We start from the raw sequence: 14,007 nt of genomic DNA on the forward strand, positions 1-14,007 counted from the left end.
CAAGAGAGAAAAATAAACATGGAAAGTCTTGCTCCCCTGATCGCCGCGTCGATCAACGCCGGCACCCCGCTGCTGCTGGCCGCCCTCGGGCTCTTGATGAACGAACGCTCGGGCGTGCTCAACCTGGGCGCCGAGGGCATGATGCTGGTCGCTGCCGTTGCCGGCTTCATGGTGGGCTACCAGACGCAGATTCCGCTGCTGGGTTTTGCCGCCGGCGCGATTGCCGGCATGGTGATGGCCGTGCTGTTTGCCTGGCTCGCGCTGGTGCTCGTCACGAATCAGGTCGCCACGGGCCTTGCCCTGTCGATCTTCGGTACCGGGCTGTCGGCCTTCATGGGCCAGCGCTTTGTCGGCATGTCGCTGCCGGCGCAGGCGCATGGCATCCCCGGGCTGGAGTCGATCCCGTTCGTGGGCCCCGCCCTGTTCGCACACCACTGGATGGTCTACTTCAGCTTTCTGCTGTGCGGCGCGATTGCGTGGTTCCTGTTCAAGACGCGCGCCGGCCTGACGCTGCGCGCGATCGGTGAATCGCCGGAATCTGCCCACGCGCTGGGCTATCCGGTGCGCACCATCCGCTTTGGCGCGCTGCTGTTCGGCGGTGCGTGCTGCGGGCTGGCAGGCGCGTATCTATCACTGGTCTACACGCCGATGTGGGTCGAGAACATGGTTGCCGGCCGCGGCTGGATCGCCCTGGCGCTGACCACCTTTGCCACCTGGCGCCCGCTGCGCATTCTGTTTGGCGCGCTGCTGTTCGGCGGCGTGACGATCCTGCAGTTCTACCTGCAGGGGATGGGCGTGTCGGTGCCGTCGCAGATTCTGTCGATGGCGCCGTTTGCTGCGACCATCGTCGTGCTGGCCATCATCTCGCGCAACCCGGATTGGATTCGCCTGAACATGCCCGCGTCCCTGGGTAAGCCGTTCCGACCAGGTTCTGCCTAAGCTTTCTGCATCCCGCTTTTTTTTGCTTCAACACAGTCAACGAGCCACACAACAGGAGAAATCGATGAACGTTACCCGCAGGATCACGCTGGCCGCCCTGGCCGCCGGCGCCGCCCTGACCCTCTGGGGTTGCGGCAAGTCCAATGACAACGCAGGCGGCAACACTGCTGCGCCAGCCGCATCCTCGGCCCCCGCTGCTACCGCACCGGCACCGGCCAACGAGCCGTTGAAGGTTGCGTTCGTCTACGTTGGCCCCGTGGGCGACGCAGGCTGGACGTACGCGCACGACGCCGCCCGCAAGGAAGTCGAAGCCAAGTTCGGTGACAAGGTGAAAACCAGCTTCGTGGAAAACGTGCCCGAGAGCGCTGCTGATGCAGAACGCGTCTTCCGCGATCTGGCAACGCAAGGCAACAAGGTCATCTTCGGCACCAGCTTCGGTTTCATGGAATCGATGCTCAAGGTCGCCAAGGAATTCCCGGACGTGAAGTTCGAGCACGCCACGGGCTTCAAGACCGCCGACAACCTTGGCCAGTACGACGTGCGCACGTATGAAGGCGCTTACCTGGCGGGCGTGGTGGCCGGCAAGCTGAGCAAGTCGGGCAAGCTGGGCGTGGTGGGTTCGGTGCCCATCCCCGAAGTGATCCGCAATATCGACTCGTTCACGCTGGGCGCGCGCAGCGTCAACCCGAAGGCCACCACCCGCGTGGTGTGGGTCAACAAGTGGTTCGATCCGGGCAAGGAGCGTGAAGCGGCCACCACCCTCATCGGCCAGGGCGTCGACGTGCTGATGCAGAACACCGATTCCGCTGCCGTGGTGCAGACCGCGCAGGAGAAAGGCGTGTACGCACTGGGCTGGGACAGCGACATGACCAAGTTTGGCGAGAAGGCCCACCTGGCCGCCTCGATCAACAAGTGGGGCGTTTACTACAACAAGGTCGTTGAAGACGTGCTCAACAACCAGTGGAAGCCGGAAACCGTGTGGTGGGGCCTGAAGGAAGGCGCGATCGACCTGGGCGCATATAACGCCGTAGTGCCGGAAGACGTGAAGACGCTGGTCGAGACCCGCAAGAAGGGCATCATCGACGGCTCGGCGCCGATCTGGAAGGGCCCGCTCAAGGACAACACCGGCAAGGAAGTTCTGCCCGCCGACAAGGTCGCCGACGACGGCTTCCTGCACGGCATCAAGTTCTACGTGGAAGGCGTGGAAGGCAAGATTCCGGGCTAAGTCCAGTCCGTTGCAGCAAGAAGCCGGCACTTCGCAAGAGGGCCGGCTTTTTTCATGGCCGCGCCTCTTGCTCCCGTCGCTTGCCTGCACATGTGTGATTTCGTGAAAATGCGGAGCACCACATTCCACACACCCGTCAAAGTTCCCCCGATGATCACGAAAACCACGTTGCGCCTAGTCTCCGCGCTCCTGCTCTGCTGTTGCCTCAGTGGCATGGTGGTGCCTGCCTACGCACGCAGCAACGATGGCGGCTTGCTGGTGGAAAGCCTCGACGGCCCCGTCACCGAGAACGAAATTCAGTCGTTTGTCGCCGTCGCGCAAACCCTGCAGCCCGCAGCCACCGGCAATGGCAGCGAATGGGCCCAGGGCCACAGCGGTGAAAACCTGAAAGCCCTCGCCCTCGTCTACGAAATTGCGCCACACAAGGAGATCCTGGACACGATGGTGTCCTTCTGCGACACGCTGCTCTCCCAGCGCAATGACCTGCTGCCAGCCCCAGCCGGCCAGCGCATTGTGTGGACCGGCCGCATCGATCCGGTCTGGCCAAACCGCCCAGATGCCGCCCCAATCGAAACCGGCGGCGAGCAAGGCGACCCGGTGGGTCATCTCGCGAACTGTGCCAAACAGATTCTCCGGACCCCGGCGCTGCACCACCAGTCGGTCAGCAACGGCGATCCATTTCACTTCGGGGCAACCTATCTGCAACGTGCCAAGACCTACATCGCGCAGGCCGACAAGACCGTGGACGAGCACATCCTGCGCTCGCTGCTGGACCTGTCTGCCAACCAGCACATGACCTTTGCCGCCAATTCACCCTACCAAACCGGCAAGCCGGTGCCGTGGAATCAGCAGATGATGTTCAGCTACGCCTTCGCTAACCTGGCCGAAGCACATCAGCTACTCAAAGACGACCCGGCACGCGTGAAGCGCTTTGACCAGATCGTGCGAGCCAACGTGGACTGGTTTTTCAACAACGGCTTGACCGACTACACCGACAAGGAAGGTCGCCCCGCCTACGACTGGGCCTACGCGATGCCGAACCGCGCCGGCGAGGACAGCAATCACGGCAGCCTCGACGTGGCCGGGCTCTATCGGCTGTACCAGAGCGGCCGCTATGGCATCAGCGCGGCGCAGATGGCGCCCATCGCCAACAGCGTCTACGACGTGATGCGCCTGGGCGACCACCACTATGCCGGTCGCCTGAACGGCAGCACCGGCACCGGTCACGGCAGCGATACCAACTACCTGCGCAGCGGCTACCTCTTTGCGGCCCTGTTCCGCGACGATGCTTATGCAACGATGATGAACGACGCCGGCATCCAGGCAGGCAGCCGCACCAACCGCATCGATGCGTACTCCCGCTTTCTCTGGGTGAAGCACCAGCGCGCGGTGAGCAAGTGATGCACGACACTGGTGACATGGCTGCGAGCTAACCGCTTCGGTTTCAAGCACTTCAGTAAAAAGCCCGCCCTCTTACGAGGTGCCGGCTTTTTTCATGGGCGATGGGTGTTCAAATCTTGAAAACCAGGCTGTTTCCCCAAGCTGATACGATGGTCCGCCGGTTACCACGCCTCATGTGACGCCGGCTTTTCATCAAGGAGCCCACGATGTTCGGACGACTCTTCCGCCTGTGGAGCGTAGTGCGCAATGACGTGCGCCTGCTGTGGTTTGCGCTGCGCCATCCGGGCGCGCCGTGGTGGCTGGCGCCGGCTGCGTTGCTGCTGGTGGGCTATGTGGTCTCGCCGATCGATCTGATTCCGGATTTCATTCCGGTGATCGGCTGGGTGGACGACATCGTGCTGGTGCCGCTCGCATTACATTTTCTGCTGCGTGCGTTGCCCGAACGCGTGCGTGAGGACGCGCGCTTTGCCGCCGCCCGGCGCCGAGTGTCGCCAACCGGGCCGAGCGGGCGGTAACTTCCCTGCTTACGGCAAGAGGATCGTCGAGCCGGTCGTCTTGCGCGCTTCCAGATCGCGGTGCGCCTGCGCCGCGTCCAGCAGTTCGTAGCGCTGGTGAATTTCGATCTTCACCTTGCCGCTGCTCACCACATCGAACAAATCCGCTGCCATCGGCTCCAGCAAGTCGCGTCGCGCCGTGTACGTCATCAGCGTCGGGCGCGTGAGCTTGAGCGAGCCCTTCGCGCTCAACACGCTGATGTCAAAGGGCGGCACCGGGCCCGAGGCGTTGCCATAGCTGACCATCCAGCCGCGCGGCGCCAGACAATCCAGCGAGCCGGTAAACGTGTCTTTGCCGATCCCGTCGTAGACCGCCGGCACGCCCTTGCCACCGGTGATCTCGCGCACGCGTTCGGTGAAGTTCTCGCGCGTGTAGACGACGGTGTGATCGCAGCCGTGTGCGCGGGCCAGTTCCGCCTTGGCATCGCTGCCGACCGTGCCGATCACCGTAGCGCCGAGTGCCTTCAGCCACTGACATGCGATCAACCCCACCCCACCCGCCGCTGCGTGAAACAGCACCGTATCGCCCGGCTGCACGCGGTAGCTGTCGCGAATCAGGTACTGCGCGGTCATGCCCTGCAGCATCATCGCCGCGCCGGTCTCAAAGTCGATAGTGTCCGGCAGGCGCACCAGGATGTCGGCCGGCATGGTGCGCATCGCCGCGTAAGCGCCAGTCGGGCGGCCTGCATAGGCCACACGGTCGCCCGGTTTGACGTGCGTCACGCCCTGCCCCACCGCCTCCACCACACCCGAGGCTTCCATGCCGATGCCACCCGGCAGCGGCTGCGGATACAGCCCCGTGCGGAAGTACACGTCGATGTAGTTCAGGCCGATGGCGTGCTGCTTGATGGTGGCCTCGCCGGGGCCGGGTGCAGGCACGTCAACGTCGACGTACTGCATCACTTCCGGGCCGCCGGTTTCAAAAATGCGGATGGCTTTCGTCATGCGTGGATCTCCTTCGGGTCAGGCTGCACCCGCTGCAGGGCGGACATCACCAGATCGGCGGTCGCCAGGTTGGTGGCGCAGGGAATGTTGTGCACGTCGCAGGCGCGGACCAGCGCGTTGATGTCGGGTTCGTGCGGCTGCGGCGTCATCGGGTCGCGCAGAAAAATCACCGCGTCAACACGGCCTTCCGCCAGCTGTGCGCCAATCTGCAGGTCACCGCCCCACGGGCCGGACAGCATGCGCTGCACGGACAGGCCGACTTCCGCCTCCAGCCGGCCGCCGGTGGTGCCGGTCGCCAGCAGGTCGCATTGCGCGAGGTAGGCCTGATGCGTCTGCGCGAAGGCGATCATGTCGTCCTTCTTGTGGTCGTGCGCGATCAGGGCGATGCGGCGCTTTCGCGATGCGGGGGCTGCGCCTTCGGGCGTGATGGTGGTCATAGGACTGGGCTTAGAAAGTGCCTGGGAAGGCGCCGCCATCCAGCAGGATGTTCTGCGCGTTCAGGTAACCCGCGTGCTGGCTGCAGAGGAAGGCGCACACGGCGCCGAACTCCGCGGGTTGGCCGAACCGCCGCGCTGGGTTGCCCTGGCGCTTGCGGTCAAAGTTGTCTTCTGTGCTAATGCCGGCAGCCTTGGCGCCAGCCTCCAGCGTCTTGGTCAGACGGTCTGTCTCGAACTGGCCAGGCAGCAAGTTGTTAACCGTCACGCCGTGCTTGGCCACTTCGCGCGCGAGGCCGGCCACAAAGCCGGTCAGGCCCGAGCGTGCGCCGTTGGACAACCCGAGCACATCAATCGGCGCCTTCACCGCACCGCTGGTGATGTTGATGATGCGGCCCCAGCGGCGCTCGATCATCTTGTCGACAGTCGCCTTGATGAGGTCGATAGGTGTGAGCATGTTGGCGTTGAGGGCGGCATTCCACGCATCGCGATCCCAGTCGCGGAAGTTGCCCGGCGGCGGGCCGCCCGCGTTGTTGACGAGGATGTCGGGCGAGCCGCCCAGGCGTTCGCAGGCCAGCAGTGCTTCAGCCCGGCCTTCCGGAGTGGTGATATCGGTGGCAACCGCTTCAACGCGGACACCATGTGCGCCACGGATACGCTCGGCTGCCGCCAGCAGTGCTTCAGCGCCACGGGCGACGATCACCACATCCACACCCTCGGCCGCCAGCGCATCGGCGCAGGCGAAGCCCAATCCCTTGCTTGCGCCGCACACCAGTGCGCGCTTGCCTTTCAGCCCTAAGTCCATCCTGTCCAGCTCCTTGTGTTATTTGGCCTGGCTGCCACGGCGCGACAGTAGCGCCATGCCGGCCAACACCAGCGCGCTGCCGGCGATCTGCCACACCGTAATTGGCTCGCCCAGCAGCCACCAGCCCAGCAGCAGCGTCGACACCGGCCCGATCATGCCCGCCTGCGATGCCACTGGCGCTCCCACTCGGGCCACCGCCATCATCGTCATGGTGACGGGCGCCACTGTGCAGAACACCGCGTTGATGCCCGACAGCCCAATCACCTGCCAAGGCAGCACCAGCGCCGACATGGGCCGCAGCACTAGGAATTGAATGATGCAGGCCACCGTTGACACGCACATGGCATACGCCACCAGCCGCATCGAACCCACGCGCTTGACCAGCTCGCCGCTGGCCAGCAGATAGATACCGTAGCTGATGGCGCTGGCGAGTACCAACCCGCCGCCCAGCCATACGTTGTTGCCGCCCAGGTTGAGATCGTGCGCGAACACCAGCACGATGCCCGCGTACGCCAGCGCCAGAGACACCCATTGCAAGCCGGTGATGCGCCGCTTGAATACCGTCGACGTAATCAACAGCACGAATGACGGCGTGAGGAACAGAATCAGCCGCTCCAGCCCCGCCGTGATGTATTGCAGCCCCAGGAAGTCGAGAAAGCTGGAGAGGTAGTAGCCGATGATGCCCAGGCCAACAATGCGCCAGCGGTCCGCCGGCGCCAGCGGCGCCGCGCGGCGCGACTGCCACCACCCCATCGCCATGAACAGCGGCGCAGCCAGCAGCATCCGCAGCGTGATGACCATGACGGCATCCACCTGATAGCGGTACATCAGCTTGGCGACGATGGCCTTGGCAGAGAACAGCACGGCGCCCACCGAGGCGAGCAGCAGGCCGCCAGTGTCGGTGGTTCGTGCGGAGTTGGAAGACGCAGAAGACGCGGTGGTCACAACGGAGCGCGAGAGAGGCGCAGGGCGTGTTGGAGGGCGCCGTCGATTGTATTGGAATTCAACAAAACGTTCCGACGACAGGTGCGCTGCACGTGGCACGGCTTTCGCTTGAGCGCATCCGGACCGCCGTACAATCGCGCCTGCATTCCGAATATTCCGATAGAGCTACAACGACAACGGATTCCACACCCCATGAGCCAAACCACCTCCCCCGCCTTCTACGCGGGCGCCGATGCAGTCGCGGCACCCGACCCGACCCTCTGGAACGAAGACCTCAACCCCACCCCGCAAGCTGCCCGCACCTGGACGGCTACCAACTACGCCGCGCTGTGGGTGTCGATGGTGGTATCGGTGCCGGCGTACATGCTGGCCTCGGGGCTGATGAGCGAGGGCATGAACTGGTGGCAGGCCGTGCTGACGGTGTTCCTGGGCAACCTGATCGTGCTCGTGCCGATGGTGCTGGTGGGCCACGCGGGTACCAAATACGGCATCCCCTTCCCGGTGCTGGTGCGGGCATCGTTCGGGGTGCGCGGTGCGCAGTTGCCGGCCATCCTGCGGGCCATCGTGGCGTGCGGCTGGTTCGGCATCCAGACGTGGCTCGGCAGCCAGGCGATCTACACGATCCTGAACGTCGTCACCGACAACATGCTGGTGGGCAGCAACATTCCGGGCCTGGGCATCAACCCGGGCCAGGGGTTCTGCTTCCTGCTGTTCTGGGGCCTGCACATCTGGCTGATCACCAAGGGGCTGGAGTCAATCAAGCGCTTCCAGGCGCTGGCCACGCCGCTGCTGATCCTGGCCGCGCTGGGCTTGGTCTGGTGGGCGTACGTCAATGCGGGTGGCTTTGGCCCGATGCTGTCGGCGCCATCGGCGTTTGCTGAGGGCGGCAAGCGTGCGGGCGAGTTCTGGGGCTTCTTCTGGCCGTCGCTCACCGCCATGGTTGGCTACTGGGCCACACTGGCGCTGAACATTCCCGACTTCACCCGCTTCGCACGCAGCCAGCGCGATCAGCTTGTTGGCCAAGCGATCGGCCTGCCGCTGCCGATGGGGCTGCTGGCGCTGGTGGCGGTGCTCGTCACGTCGTCCACGGTCGTTATCTACGGCCAGGCCATCTGGGACCCGGTCACCCTCGCCGGCAAGATGACGGGCCCGTCGGTCATCGTCGCGTTGCTGGCACTGATCACCGCTACGCTGATGACCAACATCGCCGCCAACGTGGTCTCGCCTGCGTATGACTTCTCGAACCTGGCGCCGCATCGCATCTCGTTCCGCATCGGCGGCTACATCACCGCGGGCATCGGCCTGGCGATGATGCCGTGGAAGATCCTGGAGACCACCAAGGGCTACATCTTCACGTGGCTCGTGGGCTACGGCGCGCTGCTGGGCCCGGTGGCCGGCATCATGATGGTCGACTACTTCCTGGTGCGCCGCACCGTGCTCAAGACCGGCGAGCTGTTCCGCGTGGATGGCCCCTACGGCTACGGCAACGGCTGGAACGGCCGCGCCATCGTCGCACTCATCATCGGCGTGCTGCCGAACCTGCCGGGCTTCTTCAAGCAGGCCGGTTTCGTGGCCAGCGTGCCGGGCGTATTCGAAGCGCTGTACACGTATGCGTGGTTCGTGGGGCTGGCGATTTCGGCCGTGGTCTACATCATCCTGATGCGCGGCCGCCGATAAGCCGCTCGATCATCCACATGGGGCGCGCCGTACAATGCGCCCCACTACTGCATCCTTCTCGCCATGAAACAAGATCCGCGCTTTCCGAACCTGTTCATCCTCAATCACCCGCTGATCCAGCACAAGCTCACGCACATGCGCGACAAGGACACGTCCACGCGCACGTTCCGCGAGCTGCTGCGCGAGATCACGCTGCTGATGGGCTATGAGATCACGCGCAACCTGCCGCTGACCAGCCGCCACATCGACACGCCGATGGGCCCGATGGAAGCGCCCGTCATCGCTGGCCGCAAGCTGGCCGTGGTGCCGGTGCTGCGCGCGGGCGTGGGCATGAGCGATGGGCTGGTGGAGCTGATTCCGTCGGCGCGTATCGGCCATATCGGCGTGTACCGCGACGAGCACCACCGCCCGGTGGAATACCTCGTGCGCCTGCCGGATCTGGAAGACCGCACCTTTATCCTGTGCGATCCGATGGTCGCCACCGGCTACTCAGCCGTGCACGCCATCGACGTGATGAAGAAGCGCGGCGTGCCGGACGAGAACATCCTCTTCCTGGCGCTCGTGGCCGCACCGGAAGGCGTGGAGGTGTTCCAGAAGGCGCATCCGGGCGTGAAGCTGTTCGTCGCTTCGCTGGATTCACACCTGGACGAGCACGCTTACATCATCCCCGGCCTGGGCGATGCGGGCGACCGCCTGTTCGGCACGAAAAACTGATCGCCCTGCGTTCTACGCAAACAACAACAGCCGGCATTGCCGGCTGTTTGTTTTGGTGCGTGCGGTGGCGGCACTGATCAGGCTGGGCGCTGCCTGGCGGCACGTTCTTCTTCGCGCATCTTGCGAACGAAAAGGCGCCAGAAGAACGCGCCCATGCCGATGAGAAAGCCGATGACGGCGAGGCTCGCCAGGCCGGTATCGGTCGTGAACAAGATTTTGAGTGCGGTCATATGCCAGATCTCCCGGATTGAGGGCCGCGGCACCGGATGATGCCTCGGCCCGATGCAGTCTAGGGAGACTGGCAGGCCAGGTATTGCGTGCGGTCAAGCGCAGGGGCGGTCTCATCCCGCCCGCCGCGTGTTACCTGATGAAAGTCAGAAATCCACGCAGATCAGCGCTTCTTCGACCCGCCCAGGATGCTGCCCAGCACCCCGCGTACGATCTCGCGCCCGACCGTCGAGCCGATCGTACGCATGGTCGACTTGGCCAGTGTTTCGACGATCGAGTCCCCGCGGCCGGTGCGGCCGGTGCCCTTGGTCAGGATCGAGCCGACCTCGCCAAGCCAGCCGCCGCCCTCCTGCTGTGCGGGTGCAGGTGCGGGGACCGACGTGGGCGCCGAACCCGACGAAGCACCGAAATCCGTGCCGATGGACCCCGGAGCCGGCGCAGGTGCTGCCCCACCCGTCGCCACACGTCCGGTCAGGATTTCGTAGGCCGATTCCCGATCGATTGCCGTGTCATAACGACCGGCTACCAGCGAATTGGCGAGCAGCGCGCGGCGCTCGTCATCCGAAATCGGCCCGATACGCGATGCAGGCGGCACAACGAAGGCGCGCTCCGTAATCTCAGGGCGTCCGCCTTCATCAAGCATGGAGATCAGCGCCTCGCCCACCGCCAGTTCGCCAATCGCCTGCTCGATGCTGAACTCTGGGTTCGCGCGCATCGTGGTGGCTGCCGCCTTCACAGCCTTCTGATCGCGCGGCGTAAACGCACGCAGCGCGTGCTGTACGCGGTTGCCAAGCTGACCGAGCACGGTGTCGGGCACGTCGGACGGGTTCTGCGTCACGAAGTACACGCCGACGCCCTTGGAGCGAATCAGCCGCACCACCTGCTCCACCTTCTGCAGCAGCGACGGCGGCGCGTCGTTGAATAGCAGGTGCGCCTCGTCGAAGAAGAAGGCGAGCTTCGGCTTGTCCAGATCGCCCACTTCCGGCAGGTGTTCAAACAACTCCGAGAGCATCCACAGCAGGAACGTCGCGTACAGCTTGGGCGCGTTGAGCAGCTTGTCGGCCGCCAGGATGTTGATCACGCCCTGCCCGCGCACGGTCTGCATCAGGTCGTTGATATCGAGCATCGGCTCGCCGAAGAACTTGTCGGCGCCCTGCTCTTCCAGTGCGATCAGGTTGCGCTGGATGGCCCCGATGCTGGCCGAGGAAATGTTGCCGTACTTGTTCGTGTACTCCGACGAATGCTCGCCGACGTGCTGCAGCATCGCACGCAGGTCTTTCATGTCGAGCAGCGCGAGGCCGGAGTCATCCGCAATCCGGAAGACAAGGTTGAGCACGCCGGTCTGGATGTCGTTCAACTCCAGCATGCGCGAGAGCATCAGCGGGCCCATGTCGGACACGGTGGCGCGCACGGGGTGGCCCTTCTCGCCGTACACATCCCACAGCGTGACGGGGCAGCCGGCCCATTGCGGTTCTTCCAGACCGCGCTCCTGCAGGCGCGCCTTGAGCTTGTCGTTCGACTGGCCAGGCTGCGAAATGCCGGTCAGGTCACCTTTGACGTCAGCCAGGAAGACCGGCACGCCGATCTTCGACAGGCCCTGCGCAATGGTCTGCAGGGTGACGGTCTTGCCGGTGCCGGTGGCGCCGGTAATCAGGCCATGCCGGTTGGCGAGCTGGGGCAGCAGCACCAACTCAGTTTTCGTGTTCTTGGCAACGAGGATGGGATCGGTCATGGCATTCAGACGGGGATCAATCTTTGGGGGCGGGCGCCTATTGCTCGACCGGATGGACGGGTCGGCGGGCGTGTGCAGCATGCTAAAATCTACGACCGATTATAGAGCGTGCAGGTGGCGTCAAACCGCCATCTGGGCGCCAGATTCCACAGCATTTCCACCGCATTCCGCTCGGAGAGTTTCATGGCCGGTCATTCCAAATGGGCCAATATCAAGCATAAAAAAGCCGCTGCCGACGCCAAGCGCGGCAAGATTTGGACGCGCCTGATCAAGGAAATCACCGTGGCGGCCCGTCTGGGCGGCGGCGATGCGGATTCCAACCCGCGCCTGCGCCTGGCCATGGACAAGGCCACCGACGCCAACATGCCCAAGGACAACATCCAGCGCGCCATCCAGCGCGGCGTGGGTGGCCTGGAAGGCGCGAACTACGAAGAAATCCGCTACGAAGGCTACGGCATCAATGGCGCCGCCATCATCGTCGACTGCCTGACCGATAACCGCACGCGCACCGTGGCTGAAGTCCGCCATGGCTTCGACAAGTACGGCGGCAACATGGGCGTCGCCGGCTCGGTGGCGTTCCTGTTCGACCACGTCGGCCAGTTCATCTTTGCCCCGGGCACGCCGGAAGACAAGCTGATGGACGCCGCGCTCGAAGCCGGCGCCGACGACGTCGTCACGCATGAAGACGGCGCGCTCGAAGTCATCTGCCCGCCCCACGATTTCAGCAAGGTCAAGACCGCGCTGGAAGCCGCTGGCTTCAAGGCCGAACTGGCCGAAGTCATCATGAAGCCGCAGAACGAAGTCGAGTTCACCGGCGAAGATGCGGTCAAGATGCAAAAGCTGCTCGACGTCCTGGAAAACCTGGACGACGTGCAGGAAGTCTTCACCAACGCGGTCATCGGGGAATAAGCCCCGGACACGCGCATAACGGCGATCGACCTGACCGATCGCCGTTTTTGTTTTCCAGTTTTCGATTTTTTGAGTAGGTACAGCATGAAAGTGATGGTGGTCGGTTCGGGCGGACGGGAACACGCCCTGGCATGGAAGCTGGCACGCTCGCCCAAGGTGCAGGTGGTCTACGTGGCGCCGGGCAATGGCGGCACGGCGCTCGACAAGCGCCTGCAGAATCTGCCGATCACGGACCCGGAAGTGCTGGCCGCGTTTGCCGAGCGCGAAGGCATCCACTTCACGGTGGTCGGCCCGGAAGCCCCGCTGGCCGCCGGTATCGTTGATCTGTTCCGCAGCAAGGGCCTGCGCATCTTCGGACCGACCAAGGCCGCGGCGCAGCTTGAATCGTCGAAGGATTTCGCCAAGGCGTTCATGCATCGCCACGGCATTCCGACCGCCAAGTACCAGACCTTCAGCGACGCCGCACAGGCGCACGCCTACATTGACCAGGAAGGCGCCCCGATCGTCATCAAGGCCGATGGTCTGGCTGCCGGCAAGGGCGTGGTCGTGGCGATGACGGCCGAAGAAGCCCACAGCGCCATCGACATGATGCTGGCCGACAACCGCCTGGGCGACGCCGGTGCGCGCGTGGTGATCGAAGAATTCCTGGCCGGCGAAGAAGCCAGCTTCATCGTCGTGTGCGACGGCAAGAACGTGGTGGCGCTGGCCACCAGCCAAGACCACAAGCGCCTGCTCGACGGCGACGCCGGCCCGAATACGGGCGGCATGGGCGCCTACTCGCCCGCGCCGGTGGTCACGCCCACGCTGCACGCCCGCGCGCTGCGCGAAATCATCATGCCGACCATCCGCGGTATGGAAAAAGACGGCATCCCGTACACCGGTTTCCTGTACGCCGGCCTGATGATCGACGCCGACGGCACGCCCAAGACGCTCGAATTCAACTGCCGCATGGGCGACCCGGAAACGCAGCCGATCATGGCGCGCATGAAGACCGACCTGTACGACGTGCTCGACCGCGCCATCGACGGCAAGCTCGACGGCATGGAACTCGAATGGGACCGCCGTACCGCGCTGGGCGTGGTGATGGCCGCCCACAACTATCCGGACACGCCGCGCAAGGGTGACGTCATCACCGGCATCCCGAAGGAAACGGAAGACAGCGTCACCTTCCACGCCGGCACCACGCTCAAGGACGGCGTGCTGACCACCAACGGCGGCCGTGTGCTGTGCGTCGTCGGCCTGGCTGACACCGTCAAGGCGGCCCAGCGCGCCGCGTATAACGCCATCGAACAAATCAAGTTCGACGGCGCCCAGTACCGGACCGATATCGGCCACCGCGCCATCCGCCATTGAGCGATCCCTGCCGCGCTGATGCCCCACCATGGGGCAAGCGCGGCTTCCGTCACCCCGGGTGATTCCCAACAAGCCCCAAGCGGCCCGCCCGCTACAATGGTGACAACCGTATGACCCGGCCGCCTCAACGGCCCCGCCCGAATCTG

The 14,007-nt window shown here is 64.4% G+C and carries 14 protein-coding genes; 8 read left to right on the plus strand and 6 right to left on the minus strand.

Annotation, left to right across the window (positions count from 1 at the left end):
- The first annotated feature begins 18 nt into the window (after positions 1-18).
- The 4 genes from C404_RS43445 to C404_RS43460 all read left to right on the plus strand — a co-directional run bounded on the left by C404_RS43445 (position 19) and on the right by C404_RS43460 (position 4,080).
- Positions 19-939: an ABC transporter permease gene (locus tag C404_RS43445; RefSeq protein ID WP_021195074.1), complete on the plus strand. Its 921-nt coding sequence runs from the start codon at positions 19-21 to the stop codon at positions 937-939.
- Between the two features lie 64 nt (positions 940-1,003).
- Complete coding sequence (locus C404_RS43450; RefSeq protein WP_021195075.1) at positions 1,004-2,164, plus strand: BMP family ABC transporter substrate-binding protein; 1,161 nt, start codon at positions 1,004-1,006, stop codon at positions 2,162-2,164.
- Positions 2,165-2,377: 213 nt separating this feature from the next.
- Positions 2,378-3,565, plus strand: coding sequence for a hypothetical protein (locus C404_RS43455; RefSeq protein ID WP_049286088.1), 1,188 nt, complete (start codon positions 2,378-2,380; stop codon positions 3,563-3,565).
- Positions 3,566-3,771: 206 nt separating this feature from the next.
- Positions 3,772-4,080, plus strand: a complete 309-nt coding sequence (locus tag C404_RS43460; protein ID WP_021195077.1) for a YkvA family protein — start codon at positions 3,772-3,774, stop codon at positions 4,078-4,080.
- A gap of 9 nt (positions 4,081-4,089) precedes the next feature.
- Here C404_RS43460 and C404_RS43465 read toward each other — a convergent pair whose 3' ends face one another.
- The 4 genes from C404_RS43465 to C404_RS43480 are packed head-to-tail and all read right to left on the minus strand — an operon-like array spanning position 4,090 to position 7,248.
- A complete protein-coding gene (locus C404_RS43465) occupies positions 4,090-5,064 on the minus strand; it encodes a quinone oxidoreductase family protein (RefSeq protein ID WP_021195078.1) in 975 nt (324 codons plus the stop codon).
- A complete protein-coding gene (locus tag C404_RS43470) occupies positions 5,061-5,501 on the minus strand; it encodes a methylglyoxal synthase (RefSeq protein WP_021195079.1) in 441 nt (146 codons plus the stop codon). Before C404_RS43470 ends, C404_RS43465 begins: the two co-directional genes overlap by 4 nt.
- A 10-nt stretch (positions 5,502-5,511) precedes the next feature.
- A complete protein-coding gene (locus tag C404_RS43475) occupies positions 5,512-6,303 on the minus strand; it encodes an SDR family oxidoreductase (RefSeq protein ID WP_021195080.1) in 792 nt (263 codons plus the stop codon).
- An 18-nt stretch (positions 6,304-6,321) separates the two neighbouring features.
- On the minus strand, positions 6,322-7,248 hold the full coding sequence (locus C404_RS43480; protein WP_021195081.1) for a DMT family transporter: 927 nt from the start codon (positions 7,246-7,248) through the stop codon (positions 6,322-6,324).
- A gap of 192 nt (positions 7,249-7,440) precedes the next feature.
- Here C404_RS43480 and C404_RS43485 point away from each other — a divergent pair, with 192 nt between their 5' ends.
- Together C404_RS43485 and upp are read left to right on the plus strand one after the other, a co-directional pair.
- A complete protein-coding gene (locus C404_RS43485) occupies positions 7,441-8,925 on the plus strand; it encodes an NCS1 family nucleobase:cation symporter-1 (RefSeq protein WP_021195082.1) in 1,485 nt (494 codons plus the stop codon).
- 63 nt (positions 8,926-8,988) lie between these two features.
- The gene (gene upp / locus C404_RS43490; protein WP_021195083.1) at positions 8,989-9,639 is read left to right on the plus strand and encodes a uracil phosphoribosyltransferase; all 651 of its coding nucleotides are present in this window, start codon (positions 8,989-8,991) and stop codon (positions 9,637-9,639) included.
- A 77-nt stretch (positions 9,640-9,716) separates the two neighbouring features.
- On the opposite strand, the gene C404_RS59335 is transcribed toward upp, so the two are convergent.
- Together C404_RS59335 and C404_RS43495 are read right to left on the minus strand one after the other, a co-directional pair.
- A complete protein-coding gene (locus C404_RS59335; RefSeq protein WP_021195084.1) occupies positions 9,717-9,869 on the minus strand; it encodes a DUF3149 domain-containing protein in 153 nt (50 codons plus the stop codon).
- A 161-nt stretch (positions 9,870-10,030) separates the two neighbouring features.
- A complete protein-coding gene (locus tag C404_RS43495) occupies positions 10,031-11,599 on the minus strand; it encodes a helicase HerA-like C-terminal domain-containing protein (RefSeq protein WP_021195085.1) in 1,569 nt (522 codons plus the stop codon).
- 183 nt (positions 11,600-11,782) lie between these two features.
- On the opposite strand from C404_RS43495, the gene C404_RS43500 reads away from it, so the two are divergent.
- Positions 11,783-12,508 (plus strand): YebC/PmpR family DNA-binding transcriptional regulator, encoded by a 726-nt coding sequence (locus C404_RS43500; protein ID WP_021195086.1) that lies wholly within the window; start codon positions 11,783-11,785, stop codon positions 12,506-12,508.
- An 84-nt stretch (positions 12,509-12,592) separates the two neighbouring features.
- A complete protein-coding gene (gene purD, locus C404_RS43505; RefSeq protein ID WP_021195087.1) occupies positions 12,593-13,861 on the plus strand; it encodes a phosphoribosylamine--glycine ligase in 1,269 nt (422 codons plus the stop codon).
- Positions 13,862-14,007: the final 146 nt, after the last annotated feature.

Origin of the sequence: Ralstonia sp. AU12-08 (assembly GCF_000442475.1) — a bacterium.
GTDB classification, from domain to species: Bacteria; Pseudomonadota; Gammaproteobacteria; order Burkholderiales; family Burkholderiaceae; genus Ralstonia; species Ralstonia insidiosa.

Excerpts from the sequence above, each read along its gene's own strand:
- C404_RS43445 (WP_021195074.1), top strand. The coding sequence starts at position 19 with ATGGAAAGTCTTGCTCCCCTGATCGCCGCGTCGATCAACGCCGGCACC.
- C404_RS43450 (WP_021195075.1), top strand. The coding sequence starts at position 1,004 with ATGAACGTTACCCGCAGGATCACGCTGGCCGCCCTGGCCGCCGGCGCC.
- C404_RS43455 (WP_049286088.1), top strand. The coding sequence starts at position 2,378 with ATGGTGGTGCCTGCCTACGCACGCAGCAACGATGGCGGCTTGCTGGTG.
- C404_RS43460 (WP_021195077.1), top strand. The coding sequence starts at position 3,772 with ATGTTCGGACGACTCTTCCGCCTGTGGAGCGTAGTGCGCAATGACGTG.
- C404_RS43465 (WP_021195078.1), bottom strand. The coding sequence starts at position 5,064 with ATGACGAAAGCCATCCGCATTTTTGAAACCGGCGGCCCGGAAGTGATG.
- C404_RS43470 (WP_021195079.1), bottom strand. The coding sequence starts at position 5,501 with ATGACCACCATCACGCCCGAAGGCGCAGCCCCCGCATCGCGAAAGCGC.
- C404_RS43475 (WP_021195080.1), bottom strand. The coding sequence starts at position 6,303 with ATGGACTTAGGGCTGAAAGGCAAGCGCGCACTGGTGTGCGGCGCAAGC.
- C404_RS43485 (WP_021195082.1), top strand. The coding sequence starts at position 7,441 with ATGAGCCAAACCACCTCCCCCGCCTTCTACGCGGGCGCCGATGCAGTC.
- upp (WP_021195083.1), top strand. The coding sequence starts at position 8,989 with ATGAAACAAGATCCGCGCTTTCCGAACCTGTTCATCCTCAATCACCCG.
- C404_RS59335 (WP_021195084.1), bottom strand. The coding sequence starts at position 9,869 with ATGACCGCACTCAAAATCTTGTTCACGACCGATACCGGCCTGGCGAGC.
- C404_RS43495 (WP_021195085.1), bottom strand. The coding sequence starts at position 11,599 with ATGACCGATCCCATCCTCGTTGCCAAGAACACGAAAACTGAGTTGGTG.
- C404_RS43500 (WP_021195086.1), top strand. The coding sequence starts at position 11,783 with ATGGCCGGTCATTCCAAATGGGCCAATATCAAGCATAAAAAAGCCGCT.
- purD (WP_021195087.1), top strand. The coding sequence starts at position 12,593 with ATGAAAGTGATGGTGGTCGGTTCGGGCGGACGGGAACACGCCCTGGCA.